This window comes from Niveispirillum irakense DSM 11586 (assembly GCF_000429645.1).
Classification (GTDB): Bacteria; Pseudomonadota; Alphaproteobacteria; order Azospirillales; family Azospirillaceae; genus Niveispirillum; species Niveispirillum irakense.
Window position 1 is genome coordinate 260,517 of sequence record NZ_AUCG01000023.1, and the last position, 18,768, is coordinate 279,284.

At 60.3% G+C, this 18,768-nt stretch carries 15 protein-coding genes; all 15 read right to left on the reverse strand.

The annotated features are described in order from the left end of the window. The 15 genes from G473_RS0113395 to G473_RS0113465 all read right to left on the reverse strand — a co-directional run bounded on the left by G473_RS0113395 (position 1) and on the right by G473_RS0113465 (position 18,722). Positions 1–1,308: a M24 family metallopeptidase gene (locus G473_RS0113395; protein WP_084438101.1), complete on the reverse strand. Its 1,308-nt coding sequence runs from the start codon at positions 1,306–1,308 to the stop codon at positions 1–3. Positions 1,309–1,335: 27 nt separating this feature from the next. Then, positions 1,336–2,355 (reverse strand): phosphotransferase enzyme family protein, encoded by a 1,020-nt coding sequence (locus tag G473_RS0113400; protein WP_210163320.1) that lies wholly within the window; start codon positions 2,353–2,355, stop codon positions 1,336–1,338. Further along, complete coding sequence (locus tag G473_RS0113405) at positions 2,352–3,203, reverse strand: alpha/beta fold hydrolase (protein WP_029013520.1); 852 nt, start codon at positions 3,201–3,203, stop codon at positions 2,352–2,354. Before G473_RS0113405 ends, G473_RS0113400 begins: the two co-directional genes overlap by 4 nt. 149 nt (positions 3,204–3,352) lie before the next feature. Then, positions 3,353–5,863 carry a TonB-dependent receptor gene (locus G473_RS0113410; protein WP_035707134.1) on the reverse strand — a complete coding sequence of 837 codons (2,511 nt, stop codon included), beginning with the start codon at positions 5,861–5,863 and terminating at the stop codon, positions 3,353–3,355. A 415-nt stretch (positions 5,864–6,278) separates the two neighbouring features. Further along, complete coding sequence (locus G473_RS0113415) at positions 6,279–7,466, reverse strand: class I SAM-dependent methyltransferase (RefSeq protein ID WP_029013522.1); 1,188 nt, start codon at positions 7,464–7,466, stop codon at positions 6,279–6,281. Between the two features lie 27 nt (positions 7,467–7,493). Next, positions 7,494–7,850: a hypothetical protein gene (locus tag G473_RS0113420; protein WP_029013523.1), complete on the reverse strand. Its 357-nt coding sequence runs from the start codon at positions 7,848–7,850 to the stop codon at positions 7,494–7,496. 54 nt (positions 7,851–7,904) lie between these two features. Beyond that, positions 7,905–8,498, reverse strand: coding sequence for an ureidoglycolate lyase (locus G473_RS0113425; protein ID WP_029013524.1), 594 nt, complete (start codon positions 8,496–8,498; stop codon positions 7,905–7,907). A 51-nt stretch (positions 8,499–8,549) separates the two neighbouring features. After that, on the reverse strand, positions 8,550–9,950 hold the full coding sequence (locus tag G473_RS26860; protein WP_035707137.1) for an MFS transporter: 1,401 nt from the start codon (positions 9,948–9,950) through the stop codon (positions 8,550–8,552). Between the two features lie 218 nt (positions 9,951–10,168). Next, entirely contained in the window at positions 10,169–11,155 is a 987-nt protein-coding gene (locus G473_RS0113435; RefSeq protein ID WP_035707140.1) for an alpha/beta fold hydrolase, read from the reverse strand. Between the two features lie 117 nt (positions 11,156–11,272). Further along, positions 11,273–12,259, reverse strand: coding sequence for an alpha/beta fold hydrolase (locus tag G473_RS0113440; RefSeq protein ID WP_161630991.1), 987 nt, complete (start codon positions 12,257–12,259; stop codon positions 11,273–11,275). A gap of 4 nt (positions 12,260–12,263) precedes the next feature. Next, a complete protein-coding gene (locus G473_RS26865; protein ID WP_051330261.1) occupies positions 12,264–13,415 on the reverse strand; it encodes a class I SAM-dependent methyltransferase in 1,152 nt (383 codons plus the stop codon). After that, entirely contained in the window at positions 13,412–13,747 is a 336-nt protein-coding gene (locus G473_RS0113450; RefSeq protein WP_029013527.1) for a hypothetical protein, read from the reverse strand. The genes G473_RS26865 and G473_RS0113450 overlap by 4 nt, the downstream gene beginning before the upstream one ends. A 155-nt stretch (positions 13,748–13,902) precedes the next feature. Then, positions 13,903–14,736, reverse strand: coding sequence for a helix-turn-helix domain-containing protein (locus tag G473_RS0113455; protein WP_029013528.1), 834 nt, complete (start codon positions 14,734–14,736; stop codon positions 13,903–13,905). A 228-nt stretch (positions 14,737–14,964) separates the two neighbouring features. After that, positions 14,965–17,172: a TonB-dependent receptor gene (locus G473_RS0113460; RefSeq protein WP_154667404.1), complete on the reverse strand. Its 2,208-nt coding sequence runs from the start codon at positions 17,170–17,172 to the stop codon at positions 14,965–14,967. Positions 17,173–17,213: 41 nt separating this feature from the next. Continuing rightward, complete coding sequence (locus G473_RS0113465; RefSeq protein ID WP_029013530.1) at positions 17,214–18,722, reverse strand: aldehyde dehydrogenase family protein; 1,509 nt, start codon at positions 18,720–18,722, stop codon at positions 17,214–17,216. Between the last annotated feature and the right edge of the window lie 46 nt (positions 18,723–18,768).

Genomic DNA, 18,768 nt, shown 5'->3' on the forward strand with positions numbered 1-18,768 from the left:
TCAAATCGTGATGACATGTTTGCCCAAGGGGTGGATCGGCGCTGCGCCGTCGCGGGTAATCACCACCAGATCCTCGATATGGACGGAGCCGCCGATACCGGTATCCAAGGAGGGGCAATCGACGCTGAGGATCATGTTCTCCTCCAGCAGCAGATCGTTCTTGCCGTAGAACCCGCCCCGCATTTCCCCCGGCTCGTCCGTGTGCATCAGCCCCACACTGTGAGGGCCGAACGTGACAAGGCCGGCGGCACCGGTTTTGCGCAATGTCTCCATCCCGATGCGGGTGACGTCAGAGAAGCGCAGGCCGGGGCGCAACTGATCGCGGATCGCCTTCCATCCCGCCTCCGCCGCCTGGGCAGCACGACGGGCGGCGGGATTCGGCTCTCCGACAAAGACGGTACGGGCATAATCACCATGGTAATGCTGAAAATGCCCGACCCCATCGAAGAACAGGGATTGTCCGTCGCGTACCCGGTCGTCGCCGGGCAAGTCGGAGGAGACGCGGTCGATGGTCATGAACACAGCGCGGTTGCCGCGTATCGCACTTTCCTGGGCGAACAGCGATCGCAGGTCGCGGTAGCTGGCACCGGCTCGCACCTTGCCGATGACGGCATTGACGGCCGCGGCATTGGCTTCGGCCCCCCGGCGCATCAATGCCAGTTCCAGCGGTGATTTCACCACCCGTATCCAGCGCAGCAGATTGTCCGCTGGGGTCAGGCGGCCGGGCCGTTGATGATGATCGCAGACCAGCCGCGTGATCTCGTGATCATAAGCGATACAGCCTTGCCACAGGCCCATGTCACGCAAGGCCCGGACCAGGGCGCCCCCAGCATCGGCGAAAATGGCGCGCTGTGCGATGGCGGTATCGGTTAGAATCTGCCGCCGCACTTCCACCCCCGACAGCGGGGCTGCACCCTTATCCGCAAAGAAGCCGGTAAAGGCGGGAACCTGCCGGACCTCCCCCCCATCACCGGCATCCTGGAACAGGTAACTGGCCAACCACTCCCGGGGTCCGCCATCGGCGAAGGTGTAGTAATAGATAAAATGCGAAGTGACGATGGCCGGCGCCAGATCCGGGTTGCGGGACAGGATGGCGAAGCTGGTCGGTGGCTGCCCCTGCCGGGTGATGCCGATCTGTGGCCAATAGCCCAACAGATGGAACACGTTCAGCGGATCACCCAGTACCAGACCATTCACCCCGAACCGGTCCATGACTTCATAGGCGCGGGGCAGGTTGATCGGCCCGCCCGCCCGCAACCCGGTGAACAGTTCCTCGTCATGCGCCTTCAGTGCGGCATGGTCATCCATAGGCTAAGCTCCGGCGCATCGGGGGCGTTACAGCAGCCCCAGTGGACGGGCGCGCGACTTGATATAATCGCCCAGCCAATCCAGGTTACGGAAGCGCAGCGTGCCACGCCCGACGGCGGCAGAGGATTCCGCCATGCCGGCAAGAAGGCGGAAGGCCTTGGTCATCAAGAATAATTCGCCATGACGCTTTTCATCGTCGGTGAAGGGGCGCACGCTTTCATAGCCACGCTCAAACGCCGTGCCGTAATCCGGGGAGAAGCCATAGAACAGGTTGCCCCAGACGAAATTCTTCACGTCTTGCATCAGGTAATCTTCACCCGTGCCATCAAAATCCAGCAGGGTGATGCGACCGGTTTCGTCGACATGGACATTGCTGGAATGGAAATCGCAATGGCAGATGCCCATCGGCACATTCTCTGCCCTTATATCCATCAGGCGCTGCGCCAGCCTTTCACAGATGATGGCATAGTCACGCAAGTCGTCCGGCCGGTCATATACGAAGTCCAGCAGGGCTGGCACCGTCACCTTGAAACGAACGACATTATCCATGGCGAAGGGGCGGTCACCCTGATAATCGAGCCCGTGCAGATGCATCCGCGCAAACTGGGCGCCGATCTTCTCCGCCATCGGGATGTCCATCTGGTCGGTGAATTTCTTGCCTGGCGCCCATTCGTAAAGGGCCAGGGCGCGCGGCCCTTCCGGGGAATCCAGCTTGAAGTAAAGCGCCCCATCCCTGGTGCGGACACCAGCAGAGGCGGGGAAACCCTGGCTGCGCAGATAATCCAGGAAATTCAGTTCGGTAGCGACCTCGTCCACGCCGCGATAGGTCTTCCGCCAGACGCGCAGGGCAAACCGTTCCTGTGATCCCTGAACCAGATAGACATCGTTCATCCCGCGATAGAGCAGGAAGGCGGTGACCGGCCCCACGATGGGATAGCGCTTTGCCACCTCCGACGCCAGGAAGGCCGGTTCCATGACCGAATGCGATATCCTGGCCATGGGCAGGATATCACTGGAAGGCGTGATGTGGGCGGGGGCGTTCATCATAGGCTCCTGGAAACGGGCAGATCAAAAAAGTCGCGCAGATGGGCAGCGATGCCTGCAACGGCATCAGGAAGGTCGAAAATGTCCCGGTTGAAATCCGGCATTTCGACAATGCGATGGTTCGGGATCAGGTGCGCCGCTGCGACGGATTGGCGCCAGATATCCTCGTGCGGCTGCAACAGCAATGTTGGCTGGTTCAGAAGCGGCAGGCGGTTTTCATATTCGAAACCCCAGACACCGAGATAGGCCCAGTGCATATGGTCAAGCGCTGCCAGCTTGTCGTACCAGGCCCGCGCCGCATGGGAAAGGCCAACCCCGGCTGTCCGCACCTTGACCACATAATCCCAAAGGGCCTTGGCTGTGGCGAGAATATGCGTGCCATCCTCATCAAGGCCGGGAGTTTCCTGGGCTTGTCGCAACCGTTCCGCCCGTTCCTGCGGATCGCGCATGGGCAGCCCGGTCAAAGCGAGGTGCCGGATCAGGCCGGGGCGCAGCAAGGCCGCTTCAACCGCCACCAAAGCGCCGGTGTGGAAACCATAGACATCGCAGCCCATCGCCTCGTTCACGCCCAGGTCGGGCAAGGTGCGCACAAGTTGTTCCGCGTAACCTTTGATGCCAAGCGGCGCCTGGGGCGGGTCGGACTGCCCGTAACCCGGCATGTCCAACGCGATCACCAGACGGTCGTATCCCATCACCCGCATCAACCCTTCATATTCAAGGGAGGAGGCGGGGTTCTGGTGGAACAGGACCAGGGGCCGTTTTGCCCCGATTCCATCAGCCGGGCCCGCCCGGCGATAATGGATCTGCCGGCCGGGCCCCCCGATATAAGCGCGGAAAATGGGCACGGTCATGGACGGTTTGCCTTCAGGGATTGACACGCCACAAGGCGGGGTAAGGGAAAAAGGGCGGATGGCCACCGAGGGGAAAGCCACCCGCCAGAAGGTGAGAGGGAAGGGCGGCCCTGAAACACGGGGAGCCGCCCGCCTCCCGACCGGGAGCGTTAGAAGCTGTATTTCATCTGCAAACCCATGGTGCGCCGTTCGGGAAGACCGACAACCAGGGCAGACAGATAGGTCGTGTAAGCAAAATTGTTGGTGAAGACGAACTGGTCGTTAATCGAGGTGTAGCGCTGGGTATCGAACAGATTGTTGACGAACAGATCGATCGATACCGGCCCCTGGCTGGCGCCCATCCGCACATTCACCATATGCAGATCGGGCGTTTTCACCACATTGGCCGCATTCGACCAGACGCCGGATTTGAAGCTGTAATCAGCGCGGGCAAACCATGCCCCATCGAAGGATTCCCCGAAATCGCCGCTATATTGCAGGCCGGCGCTGGCGGAATATTTCGACGTATTCGGCATCTCCTTGCCGCTGAAATCGAAGATACCGGTCAACTGGCTGACCTGGGCGGCGCGGTAATCCTTGATCTTGGTGTCGGTGATGGCACCGGCAAAGTTCATCCGCACATTGCCCAGTAACTGGTAGTTGCCATCCAGTTCCAGACCTTTGATATCGACGCTGCCGCTATTGATATAGCCGGTCACGATCTGCGCGGCATTGGTATCGGGATCGACCAGCGGGAAAGAGCTTTGGTTGATCTGGTTGCGCCACTGGGCGAAATAGCCATCAAGGGCGAACTGCATACGGCCGTTGAACAACCGGCCTTTCATGCCGATTTCGTAATTGGTCACCTTTTCCGGTTCAATGCCGATCTGCAGGCCACCGGCCGCGGCAGCGCGCTGTGCGGCAGCGGTGGCGGTCAGGAAGCTGGTGTTGAACCGGGCCGGATTCACACCCTTGGCATAGGATGCGTAGACCATCACATCATCGTTCAAGTCATACTGCGCGATGAAACGCGGCATGAAATTCTTGAAATCCTCGCTCAGCAGCAGGGAGCCACCGGGATAAAAGCCGGCTGGCAGGAAGACGCTGGTCGTGGCCGTGTAGCCGGTCGGCTGGGCATAGGCGTAAAGCTTGTCAACCTGGTAGCGGCCTTCGGCGCTGAAGCTGAGATCGTCCAGCACCTGATAGGTAATGCCATAAAAGGCACTGATCGTCCGGGACCGCGTCTTGCCATTGGCGTTGAAGAATACCGTCGTTCCAAGGGCGCCGTTACCACCGCCATTGCCGCTGATGGTCTCAGCATTCATATAATTGGCGCCGGTGATAAAGCGGAGCGCACCACCGCCATCATAGCCCAAGCGCAGTTCGTGGGAATAATCCTTGCTCTTGCGCTCGACCAGGAACGGATAATCGAAGTAACTGCGGGCACCGGCGGGAACGGAGCCAAAGCCATTATTGGCAATGGAGATATCGCCATAATTATCCAGATCGACCAGGGCGCTGTAGCGCTCATGGTTGGTGCCACCCAGATAGGAGACGGTGAAATCGGTATCCGGAATTTCGTAATCAGCCGTGATATGGCCATGGGTATAGCGGCGCACCAGACCATATCCCTGCACACCATCAGAGGGGGAGATGAAGCGGTTCCGCGACTGAGCCAGGAAGTTCTTGATATAGCTGTCGTTAATGGAGGTCATCGACGGGCTTTGGCCGGGGATAAGCTTCGGTGCCGTACCGCAGAAGAACGGATTCATCCGCACCTGTCCCGCCCCCTGCACAGCGGAGGTGGAGCCGGTCAGGGTGCAGTTTGACTGACTTTGCAGAACGACCTGCCCATTGGCGTTCGTCACCGTATAGGCGGGGATGAAACCCTGCGCGGACGGGCCATCCTCATCTTCCGACAACAGGCCGAAGGCCTTGATGGTCAACCCTTCGATGGGCTTGGCGACCAGCAGCAAGGTGCCGCTGGTGGTTTCCTGGTCGCCCAGGGTTTCGCTGTTATTGAAGCCGTTCTTATAAGAACCATCCTTGGAGAAGCGGTTGCCACTGGCGCGGAAGGTCAGCTTATCCCCCAGGATCGGGCCTTCAACATCGGCACGGATGCGGTAATTATCGCGGGTGCCGATCATGCCGGTAACATTGCCGCCAAACTCGTCACCCGGTTCCTTGTTCACCACATTGACGGCACCGGCGAAGGTATTGCGGCCGAAATAGGCGCTCTGAGGCCCTTTCAAAACCTCGATCCGCGCCGGATCAGAGATATTGTTGACCGCCGTGGCCGACGCGACAGGCACGCCATCAATAAAAGTGGCGACCGTGGCCACATCAGGGGCAGACGGGCTGAAGCCGCGAATGATGATCTGCTGGAAGGAACGGTCGTTGCGGCCGGCCTGATTGTTGGAGACATTCACGCCGGGGGAGAAGGTGCCGATATCGGCGACGGATACGATGCCGCGCTGTTCGATCGCCTCGCTGGTCAGAACGCTGACAGCCACCGGGGTCTTCAGCATGTCTTCCGCACGCTTACGCGCGGTGACGATGATTTCCTCCAGCACAAAACTGTCACCGCCATCAGCCGACCCGCCGGCTGTCTGGCCCGATGCACCCCCGACAAGGCAGAGTGCAGTCGTCATGGCAATAAGGGAAACCGCACCGAAGCGCATACCCAAACCCGTAACAGGGTGAACTGCCCCAGTCCTCATAAGAACCTCCTGTTCAGCATAGATATTTTATTTTTTGGAAAGTCTCTGGCACGCGCCGTAAGCGATGCCTGTACCCGGATCGCTTTTGGTTTTTCTGGCGCTCTACTGCTGCCGAAACCTTGTTGACGATTAACTGTTTCGGTGTGCGTCGCAATAATCTGGTGAGGCTTGTCCGTCAGGTGGAGGCATCCCTTTCTTAAGGATGCCCAGGCATCAATCATCGCCAATAATAAAAGTTTTGTCCGGACATATTTTTGTTGCGACGCAAAAATCCTCTGTAGCCTGGTCGTGAAGACAGGCTGCTTAATCTCCGTATCGCAGGGATGATTGCGTCAAGCGGGTGACGGAAGCCCGCCGGCACCCGCTTGATGCCTAATCAATGGGTGCTGGGATGTTTCACAGCGGAACACACGTACCAGCTTCCCAGCAGGGTACGGCCTTCCGGGTCACCCTCGGTGAAGAAGTCATCGCGATTGGCGTGGGCCTGCGCCACACCCTTGCGATAGCCGACCAGCACATCACCGGCATTGAAGCCGGCATCGACGGAGACTTTCACATAATCCACCCGGCTGAGGGCGGCCATGAAGGGCTCGTTATTGTAATGGGCCTCAAAATCGCAGCGCATCTGCTCCCACAGGCCCAGATGCTCCTGCCGGGGCGGCACCTCGACATGCACCATGATCCCGCCAGGCCGCAACAACCGGTGGCATTCGGCGAAGATGTTGCGCATGGCCTTGGCCGATGTTTCGTGCAGCAGCGCGGATGAGGTGATCAGGTCGAAACTGCCATCGGCAAAATTGGTGCGCTCGGCATTCTGCTGGCTGAAATGGATAGTCTGGCCCATCGCTTCCGCCCGCGCATGCCCATAGCGGAGCATCGGTGCGCCGACATCAATGGCGTGGATTTCGGCGTTGGGGAAGGCTGCGGCAATGGCGCAGGTACTGTGCCCCACCGAACAGCCCAAATCCAGGATACGTTTTGGCGCGAAATCGGGGTGGAAGTCCTTGATATGCGCCACCAGGGTCTGGCCCCGCCCATCATTGCGCCAACCGCCATTCAGGTTGCGCAGATAGGTGGAAGCAAACCGATCATACAACGCCCCGGCCCGGAAATCCGTGTCGGCCGTATCGACATGGTAGCTGCCGGGCATACGATGATGGTCGAACGCTTCGATATAGCGCGGGATGGGCAGGGTAGGGTCCAGTGTCAGCGAACCACGTGGCGTCTGCGCCTGGCTGTCGATCGCGGCGGCCAGATCGGCATATTGCCGGTCTATGCTGGCACCCAGGCTGCGCCAGATCTGATCCTGATAGAAAAAGCTGAGCGAGAGCCAATATTGGTGAAAAGGCTCCTCCTCCAGGGCGTCCCGCATCTGGGCGCTGGATTTCGGCTTGGTGCCGGTCCTGGCCTCGATCTCCGGCACGATCACCTCATTGACCAAACGCTTATCCAGCGGGTCGATATTCTGGATCGTCCAGAGCCGCATGGCCAGGAAGTGATCTTCCATCGCCTGTTCATCATGGGTGGCCTGGGGCATGACGGCATGCCCGAAATGTTCTGCCATTTTCTCAAGCTCCTTCCGCTTTCAGGATCAGTCGGTTGTCACGTCGGACAGCACGCCATCATAATCGCGCTGTTCCTTCAGGGCCGCCGGCAGCAGCTTGTCGCGCCCAACCCCCAGCACCCGGTCGTACATCAGGTGTCGATAGACCGTGCGGTACTTCTTGGCGCCGGCATCGGGACGGTAATCATCCACGTCCGCCGGGCCATGGAGGCCGCGGGCAGCCAACAGCCTTTCATTGGCATCAAGCCGGTCGCGCAATACCGCCACCTCGCCCAGCAGCGCCAGCACCATGCCGGTCAATGCATCAGTGGTCGCGTCCTTGAAGATGACCGGCTGACTGCCGACCGAACGGCTGACCCGGTCCAGATTTTTTCTTGCCTGCATCTCTCTTTCCCTTCAGATCCCTGGTGAGCCACATCGAACCAGCGATCCCGTCAGCTATTTCGTTGCGGCGCTGTCAGGCACGCTGAAACGGATCAAGGTTCCGGTGCGTCGCTGGATATCCTTCTTATCCAGGTCCGGTCCGTTGGCTTCTTCCGTCAGCGCATCACGCTGGTGCAGGTCGTACCCGGTCTGGGTGGAGAGCAGCACGATCAGGTCGGTACCTTCCTCCAGCGCAAAAGGAAATTCGTGCCATGTTCCCAGATGCAGGGCGAAGCCGGCACTGCCATCGAACAGGAAAGCACGCACCTGCGTCAGATCCGGCATCTCGCCTTCCGACGGCGGCGCCATCACAGCGATGAAGGGCTTGCCACCCAGCGGAATGAAAGTTTGCGTATGTTGGAAATGCCGCTCCATATAGCGGACTTCCATGGGGCGCGGATCCACAGTTGCCAATGGCACGGCCACGGGATGTTCACAGGTGAACGCGACCGGGTAACGCATGGTGACGCGCCCCTTGTAGAAATCCACAGGCACCGCCTTGGCACCGGCGGCACGGCCCAGGATATGACCGAAGGGGGCCAGGGCCTCCGGTGTGGCCGGCTCCACCGGCAGATCAAGAATGGCAACTACCGTCTTATCGTTGTCCATGGTTTGAAACCTCTGGTCTGGAAAGGGTCCGGACGGGGTTGGGGCGATGCCTCATCGGTAGGGGCCGACACGCGCCCCTTCAGTCGCCATCATCAGGCTGGCGGCCTCCCCCTGTTCACGCCGCTGGCGCAGCATGGCCCGGCGGGACAGGGCGAACAGGGCGACACCGCAAAGCAGCGAGGGGATCACCACCAGCATGATCGAATAGCCAACCATGGCCGGTTCGCCGAACAGGTGGTCGGTGGCAAGCGCGATCAACATCGGCCCCAGCGTGGCGCCGATCAATGTGTTCACCAACCCGCTGAGCGCCACGGCACTGCCCCGCATGCCCGCTGGTACGATCGATTGGATCGTGGCGAAGGTCGTGGTGCCCAGCACGGCGAAGACAGCGCTGCTGGAAGCCACCAGGAACATGGCGAAGACCGGACCTCCCGCCAGTACCGCCAGGGCGGAAGGGATGGCGATGAAGGGGGCCATGATCAGGATGTTGAACTTCGCCATCGTCACGGAACGCCGGGCGAAATAATCAATCATGATGCCTCCGATCATCGGCCCCATGATGGAAAAGCCCATGGAGAAGGGACCAAGCCAGGTGCCGATCATGGCCGGCGTTGCCTCAAAGGCGCGGGTCAGCATGGCCGGCGCCCAGCCAGCAGCGCCATAGGCTGCCAGGAAGCAGAAAGCGAAACCGAGATAGAGCGGGGCGAAGACACCAATATTGCGGCGCAGAAACCCTATCTTTTCCGCGAGCGTAATGGTTTCCGTCTGACCATTCTGGCCGCCACGGGGCGGTTCCCGGGTCGACAGCATCAAGACGGAAACGAACAGACCCAGCAGGCCGCAGCCGATGAACGCGACACGCCAGGGCGCTGCACTTTCCAGATAAGGAATGCCCTGGAACCGGCCCTCTGCTGCGGCGGCCATGATAAAACTGGTCAGGGAAATGGCGAGCCCGTTTGCGACCGCCTGTCCAGTCAGGAACAGGCTGAGCGGTTTGCCCCGTTTATGCGGGGGGAAAAGATCCGCGATCAGGGATACTGCTGCCGGGCCCAATGCAGCTTCGCCCAACCCGACCAGCAGCCGCGACAGGAACATCTCGCCGAAAGAGGAAGCGAAGCCACCGCCGACCGTGGCCAGGCTCCAGACCGTGATACCGACAGTGACCAGCATCCGGCGGGAAACACGGTCAGCCACCAGCCCCAGCGGAATGCCGACCGTTGCATAAAACAGCCCGAAGGCCAGACCCTGCAGCAGGCTGATCTGAAGATCAACCAGCCCCAGATCATGGCGCATCGGATCGACAACGATATTGATGATCGCGCGATCAATAATGGAGACAATCGCCGCCAGGAACAGGATGGCAACCGTCCACCATGCTGACCTGGCAGTGGGATACCCGGTGGTGGCGGGGGAGGGGCCGGACGCCGTGTCACTTGTGATGCTGGCAACCATCACATACCCACGGATGCATCTGGTGTCGCACGATTTGCCATGACACCCACAGAGTCTATCCTGTTCATGAGATACCCGTCCTTTTTAAGGTGTTGTGCCTTGACCCTGTTTTTCGCCTTGGTGATTTGTTTTGTGGCGAAATCTTATCTTTGGCGGGTGCGGGCTTGCCCGTTCCGCTTTGCCTTGTCCACCTGCTGGAGGGTGGCGTGGAAGTGGCTTCAGGGGACCGTTTCTTCAGGCAGGCCTTTCAGAAAGGTCCGGATATCGGCCGCAAACTGGTCCGGAATTTCCCACATCGGCCAGTGGCCGACATTGGGATAGCGGATCAATGTCATGCTGGTGGCCTGGGTGAAGCGCTGGACGGAAGCATCAGCACCTTGTGCGATCACCGTATCCTCTTCCGGCCACTGCAACAGCACAGGCACGCGCACATGTTCAGCCATGGCGCCGACATCCATCGTCTGGAAAAGATCAACATTGGATTTCAGATAGGCCTGCTGGTTGGTGATGGCGCCCGGCAGATTGGCCATGTCGTACATCATCTGCACCATGTAAGAGGGCACCTCCCAGCCATGATGACCCGTATCCTGTAGAACCAATTGATAAAAATAGCGTGCATGGTAATCCGGCAGCCATTTGTTGTGGAGCGGGATCAACTGGCGCAGTCGCCAATCGACCTTTCGGGTCTGGCTGGGCCGGATCAGCGGCAATACGGAAAAGGCCATGGCCCGGATGCGGGCCGGATTGTCGATATTGAGCTGTAGGCCGACATTGCAGCCGTTGGACGTGGCAATCACCACCACATGATCGACTGCCAGCTCATCCAGAACCCGCCCCACCAACCGGGCGGCTTCAGCCGTCGTGTAGCCCTTGGGGTTCGGGCCACTCAGCCCATAGGGCGGCCAATCGACCCGGATCACGGTATAATCCGTTTTCAGCCGTTCGGCCGTCGGGTCCCATTCATGCAGATTGACCCCGGTGCCGTGCAGCATCAGCAGGGCCGGTCCCTGGCCCTCCACCCGTACATGCATGGGCACGCCATCCACTTCAATGAAGCGGGAGGGGGGCTGGGCATAGCGGGCGATCATCGCGTCGCGGTCAGTGGCAAGCCAACCCAATTTTGCCGGTATGAACCAGGCCAGGAAGGATACAGCCAGCAGGAGGAGAAGGGCACATAGCCCCATCGCGGTCTTGCGCATGGTCATTGTTTCCATTTCCCACCCGGGGCTGGAGGCATCGGACAAAGCGCTGCCTTTCCGGCACGCTATTGCGCGCCGGGGGACATAACGGATGGATACCGGTTCCCGGTGGGGAGAAGGGGATCAGTGATCCCGGTTCAGATAAGCATGGACCAGATCGGCCACTTGTTCAGGCGATTCCAGCGCCGGGAAATGCCCAACACTGTCCATGCGGATGATGGAGCGGCTTTCCGCATTTTCCAGATAATCAAAAAGGGCGGTGCCGGCTGCGGGGGGCAGAACCACATCACGCTGGCCCCATAAGATCAGGACCGGTGCCCTCACCGCCTTCAGCCGCGCCATCGTCGTCTCTTTATTGGCGCTCAACGCATAAAGCGCCCGGGGGTTCGGCTCTGGTGGGCGCAGGTTTATTTTATGATAATAATCAATAATTTCCGGGGTCAGCCGTTTCACGTCACCATACAGATAGGGAAGATAGACTTCCCAATAGCGGCGGTCGCGATAGCCGATCTTCTGCGCCCGTGCCACCTCTGCATCTAAGGCCGCCGTCGTCGGTATCTTGGCTTCCGCCACGGAATTTGCCGGTGCATTGGCCAGGATCAGGCTGGTAACGCGCTGCGGATATGTCGCGGCAAAATAATAAGCCAGGGTGCCGCCGCTGCTGGTGCCGAACAGTGCTGCCTTTTCAACACCCAGCTTGTCCAGCAATCCGGCGACGAAGGCTTCCGGCGGTGTGCCGCTTTTCGCCACCGCATCGCTGACAGGTCCGGACAGGCCGGTAGGGGGGTGATCATAGCGGATGATACGGTAATGATCCTTCAGCCGTGCGACCACCCCGTCCCAGGAATTCAAAGTGCTGCTGGACCCGTGCAGCAGCACCAGCACCGGCCCCTTGCCCTCGTCGCGATAGCGGATTTCAACCCCATGAATGGTGGCGTAATGGTCGTCTGCGGCGCCATAACGCTGCCGCAGTTCGGCCAGGTTGATCTCTACCGGCGCGGCTTCCTGCGCCAGGGCCGGGCTTGTTAGCGGCAGGCTGGCACTTGCTGCCAGCAGGGCGCCGGCCAACAGCAAGGACGCCCCCCGGCGGGACATAGGATTCGTTTTCATCAGATCAAACCTTGCCGGAAGTGACGAACCAGGAGCGGAAGACGCCGTCGGACGTGTCACCAAATTTCTTCGGTGCAGTGCGGGCGTTAAAGGCGGTGGCCTGATAGCCGGTACGGACATCCGTGAAACCGGCGGCTCGCATCAATTGCCCGTAATCGACGGACAGGGCACCGCGCCAGTTCGGTTCATTATTGTACTGGGCCTCCAGTTCGGCCGACAATTCCTGCCAAAGATCCCCGAACGTGTGCAGCAGCGGCACTTCCAGATGGATCGCCATCCCCCCTGGCCGCAGCAAACGCCGGCTTTCCGCCAGGATGTTTACCAGCGCCTCGGGAGAGGTTTCATGCAGCGTGGCGCAGCTATAGACGACATCGAACGAAGCGTCGGCGAAGCTGGTCTTCTCCGCATTCTGGCGGGAAAAATGGATGGCGGCTCCCAGATGCTCAGCCCGGGCATGGGCATAGCGCAGCATGGAACCGCCGACATCGATGCCATGTACCTCCGCCTGCGGGAAACATTGGGCGGCTGGCACCGTGCTGGTGCCGATGCCACAGCCCATATCCAGGATGCGCGCGGGTTCCAGGTCGGGCGCGATGGTCAGCAGATGCGCCATCGCGGTCTGGCCACGCAGATCGTTCAGCATCCCGCCATTGCGGCCCAACATATAAACGGCACCGCCCCGATCCATGACCGCACCCTGTAAAAGGGAGCCATCATCATAGGCATTGCCACCGGGCATCAGATGGATATCGCCATGGGTGATATAGGCGGGCGCCTTGAAATCCGGATCAATGGTCAGGGACCCTTTGGGATTTTCAATCCTGGCCAGAGCCTCCAGTTCATCCGCCTGCCGCTCCACACAATCCTCAACCGCCGCCCAAAGCTGGCGTTGGGTTTCCCGCTTCAAGCTGAGCCAGGTCTTGAAGCTTTCCACTTCCTCCATCTGCCCCCGCAGGGCGGCGACAGGATCATTCGTGGACTGAGGTGGGATGGTCGCTTCCAGCCGGGTGGCGATCTGCTGCTGCACCGGCTCCAGCGTCTGGGCCACAAACAGCTTGAGATCACGGACAAAAAGCTGTTCCACCAACTCATCATGCGTCGGCAGGGCGATCATGGAATGGGCTTGGGCCGCGCGGGCTTCGACAATGCCGCTCATAATTGTGTCTCCGGATCGGCCGGTTGAGACAGGACCGCCAGATCGGCCAGGGCCGCCTCCTGCAGGGGGCGGAAGATTTTGTTCATGCTGTGCAGACGCATATGTTCGCGCGCCTGCTGTGCCGCCGGGTCGGGGGAGAAGGTATCGACCGCGTGGGGGGAGAAGATATTGGCGGCGATCAGCAGCCGCTCGCAGGCATCCAGGCGAGCACGCAGGATGGTCACCTCCGACGCCAGAGAGACGATCATCGCCAGATTTTGCTCATCATGGGCGCTGCGGCCAGGAATAGCATCCAGCCGTTTGGGGGTGCGGGGAAGACGTTGTGCCGTCATGCAAACCTCCGGGAAACTCTGATTTTCCGGACGGGATTAACGCCCATCCCCTGGCCCGTCCCGGCGAGGATTTTAGGGAAATCCACAGAGTGGAGGGTCCGACGGAAAAACATGGTGAACAGCGCATGCCGGTCTTTCCAGTCGCAATCGGGTGCTCAATGCTCCACGCGCCGTTCCAGCGTCCAGTCCCAACGATCCACCGGCAATTCCAGGGCGTTGGACTGTTTCCATTCCTTGTGCGCTTCACCGATGGCATGGGCGGCCTCCCGCATGATCGGCAGGCTTTGCACGACGAAGGTGCTTTCATTGACGGCTTTGTCCATGAAGCGCATGCCCAGACACCCCAGCAGATGAGTGCCGCTGAAAATCGGCACCGCTGCCGCTGACTCGCCGCGATATTGGCGGAGCGCAATGGCATAGCCGCCAGCCCGCACACCTTCCAGCGTCTTTTCGATCAAGTCACGCTGCCGGCCCGCTCCTTCCATGTCGGCACCCAGCCCCAGCGCAATATCCAACAAGGCGGAACGCTGCGGCGGTGGGCTGAAGGCCAGAAAGGCGCGACCGGAGGCGCTGCGCAGGATCGACACCTGCACGCCGGCATTATAGCGCTCCAGCGCAAGGGGGCTTTGCTTATCGGTATTGCAGCGAACCAGCATCATGTGGCTGCGGTTGGTACTGATGGAAACCGGCCAGATCATCTTCCGACCCAGGTCGGCAAGGATGGGCTGTGCGACCTCGCCAATCCAGGCCTCGTCGTCATATCCATCTGACAGGCTCCGCACCAGCACCGTCAACCGGTAACGTTCGCCAGCACCATCACGGGTGACATAACCCGCCGAACACAGCGTTTCCAACACCCGATAGGTGGTGGTTCGCGGCAAATCGATGGCATTTGAAACATCGGAGATGGTACCGCCATAACGGCTGCTCAGCACCTGAAGAACATCCAGGACGCGAAGCATCGCGCGCACAGGCTTGACTTTCTCCATACCCAGCCTCCTGACGTGCAAACTATTTCCTTACCAACCCATGATGATCGCGGATAGCAGGGTAGCGTCCAGGATAAAATAGTCTGTCCACCAGATGGAGGGTCAATGTAAAAGACGGTAAATATGCTTGTAGGGAAAAGGCTTACCCTTAAGCGCGCATAAAAAACCCCACCCCGCAATAGCGGGATGGGGTGCGGCGAACGTGTTTTTGGAACACGGAAAGGAAGGTCAGAACCTGTAGCCGGCGGTCAGCGTCCAGGTCCGGGGTTCGGCCACGGCGATAGCGCTGTTGCTGGGGGCAGTGGTGAAATAGGATTCATTGGTCAGGTTCTTGCCCGCCAATGTCAGGCTCCAGCTATCATTGTCGGAGACCAGGGCCACGGAGCCGTTCACCAATCCAACCATGTCGGTTTTGATCAGATTAGCGACCGTGGAATAATAATCATCCTGGTACTGATAGCTGGCGGACAGGCGCAGACGGGCCTGATCCTGCCAGAAACGTGGTGTTTCATAGGTGAAGCCGGTCTGCAGGCTCCAGGGGGACACCAGCGGCAGGTGCTTGGCCCCCGATGTCGCACTGTCAGACAGCGGGTTCTTGGATTTGTACGTGTTGTCCATCACGCTGAGATTGGCGAAAAGATCCAGCCCTTCCGCCGCTTTCAGCGTCAATTCCAGTTCAGCCCCGTCAACCCGTGCATTGCCGATATTGCGGATGGCGTAAGAGCCGGCGGCCACCTGCTCCGTCTGCTGCAGATCGTACAGATCATTGCGGAAGACGGACAGGTTGGCGCGCAACCGGCCTTGCAGCATCGTCGCCTTCAAACCACCTTCATAGGCCCACACGGTCTGCGGATCATAGACGGTGCCAAACACCACCGGGCTGGCCACGGCCAGACCGTTGAAGCCGCCGGCCTTGAACCCGCGGGACACGGTGGCATAAGCAAACAGATCGTCATTCAGCTTATAATCGACACCGATTTTCGGTGACCATGAACTGAAGCTGGGCCGGCGCACCACGGGCACCAGTTGCGGGGTGGGGCCGGGGGCGAAAGGCAGATAATCCTGGATGGTGCCATCCAGCTTCTTCTTGTCCTTCGTGTAGCGCAGGCCACCGGTCAGGGACAGGCGATCATCAATCGCGTAGGTGCCCTGGACGAAGGCTGCGTAACTGTCCGTGGTGCTATCGATGGTCTGCGGCAGGACCGGCAGGGAGAAACCGGGGCCCAGCACCAGAACATCATTCAGCACCTGGAAATTCTCTTCCCGGAAATAATACAGTCCGGTGATCCAGTTGAACTTGCCATCGAGCCCATCACCCTGGAACTGGATTTCCTGGCTGTACTGGTCGGTCTGGCTGTCGCCTTCGCGCACCAGGCCGTTGGGCCGGTAACTGCCGCCGGGATCGCGGATACCCCCCGACAGGTCGAAGGTGAACCCGTCATCGGTGCCGACAAAAGCGGAGATGGACCGGACCGTCACATCACCCCATTCTGCCGTGATATCCAGGGATACGGCGGTCTGGTTGGTATAGCCATCCGGGTCCGTCGTGGACAGGCTGACATAGCGTGAACCGGCACGCGGAATGGCGTCCTTGGTGGAGACGGCATTTGCGGCCTGGGTGGGATAGGTGCCGGCCCAGGTGACCGGGATCAGGTTGGCGGGGCCGTCATTATCATCTGTGGTGCGGGTGACAGTCAGCGTCGCCTTCAGCCCTTCGCGACCGTAGAAATGCAGCTTGCCGCGCAAAGCCATGCTGCGCTGGCCGAACACATCCTTGTCCAGCGCCTCGTTATAAACATAACCATCCTGGTCGCGGAACATTGCCGACAGGGAGATACCCAGCGCGTCGTCGATCAGGTCGCCACCGAAGGAGGCGGAGGCCTGATACTGGTTATAGGAACCGATACCGGCGGAAACTTCGGCCCATTCATCCTCCCCTGGCGTGCGGGTGACAACCTTCACCGCACCAGAGAAGGAATTACGGCCGTAGAGCGTGCCCTGCGGTCCGCGCAGCACCTCGATCCGCTCAATATCCGCCAGTTCCAGGTTGGAACCGGCAAGGCGACCGCGATAGACATCATCCACATAAAAGGCGACGGCGGATTCAGACGTGACGAGGCCGCCGGATTGCTCCGACCCGCCCCGCAAACCGACCTGCAGGGTGGAGCGGCTGGCAGTTACGGGCATCAGGGTGAGGCCCGGCACAATGGCGGAAAGGTCTTCAGCGGTGGTGATCTGCAGGTCACCCAACGCTTCCGGCGTCAGTGCCGTTACCGCGACAGCGGTTGTCTGCAGCGATTGCTCCCGACGCTGGGCGGTGACGATGATCTCGTCCAGCATCAGGCTATTGTCGCTTTGTGCCAGGGCAGAGGTTGCCGTGCCGGCCAGCAGGGTGGCCACCAGCAGGGAGCGGCAGGTATTGTAGGTGCGAACCATGGAAATGCAGTCCTTGTCGATCAGGGTACAATACCGGCCGGTCAAACGACCATGCAGACGGTTTTCAGTTCGAGATAATTCTCGATGGCGCCGACGCCGCTTTCGCGGCCCCAGCCGGACGCCTTGAAGCCCCCGATCGGCAGGGCGACATCCCAGAAGGAATGGCAATTGACCCACACAGTCCCCGCCCGGATATCCGAGGACAGACGATGGGCGGCGGACAGGTCATTGGTCCAGACACTGGCAGCCAGACCAAACTCGGTATCATTGGCGGCGGCCACAACCTCGGCCACATCGTCAAACGGGGCGACGACAACGACGGGACCGAACACTTCCTCGCATACGATACGGGATTTCGGATCGGCACCGGTGATGACCGTCGGTTCGATAAAGGTGCCGGCAGGGCCCTTCTGGCCACCACCGGCAACCAGCGTCGCGCCATCAGCCACGGCCCCGTCAATATAGGCTTTTACCCGATCCGCCTGCCGACGGCTGACCAGCGGCCCCATCTGGGTTTCCGTGTCCAGCCCGTGGCCCATGCGGATATTGCGGGCAATATCCGCCACGCCCTGCACCACCTTGTCGAAGATGGAGCGATGGACATAAAGGCGGGAACCCGCGACACAGACCTGCCCACCATTGAAGAAGATGGCGTTGGCGGCACCGGCGATGGCGGCATCCAGATCAGCATCCGGCATGATGATGACGGGCGATTTGCCGCCCAGTTCCAGCGTCACTTTTTTCAGATTGCCCTTGGCACCGTCCAGGATGGCGCGACCGGTGACGGTGGAGCCGGTGAAGGCAACCTTGTCCACATCCGGATGGGCGGACAGGGCCGCACCCGCGACCGAACCCAGGCCGGTGATGACATTGACGACACCAGCCGGCACGCCGGCTTCCACAATCAGTTCCGCCAGACGCAAAGCCGTCAGGGAAGTCTCCTCCGCCGGCTTCAGCACGACCGTGCAGCCAGCGGCCAGCGCCGGGGCCAGCTTCATGGCGTGCATGATGAGGGGGGAGTTCCACGGCGTGATCGCCGCCACCACGCCCACCGGCTCCTTCGTCGTGAAGGCCTGGATACGCTTGCCCGCCGGTTGATAATTGATGGAAGAGGGGATCGTGTCGCCCGCCACCTTCGTGCAAAGCCCCGCGAAGAAACGGAATTGCTCCGCCGCCATGGGGATTTCCGCCCAACGGCCAACATAAAGCGCCTTGCCCTGATCCAGGGTTTCCAGTTCCGACAACTCATCAATATGGGCGTCGATCAGGTCCGCAATCCGCCAGAGCAGGCGGGCACGCAGGGCCGGCGTCATGGAACGCCATTCACCATCGTCAAACGCCTTGCGGGCAGCGGCAACGGCGCGGTCCACATCGCCGGCATCAGCCGCCGCGATTTCTGCGATGGTTTCCCCGGTGGCGGGGTTGAGGGTCGGCAGATAGGTGCCGGCGGCCGGTGCCACCCACTCGCCATTGATCAGCAGACGATGGCGGGTACGCTTCAACCATTCGCGTGTGGCTGGCTGTGCGGGTGCCAGATTATCAATCTTCATTTCCCAACGCTCCCATGTTCTGGACATCGCCTTTGCCGGCGGTTCT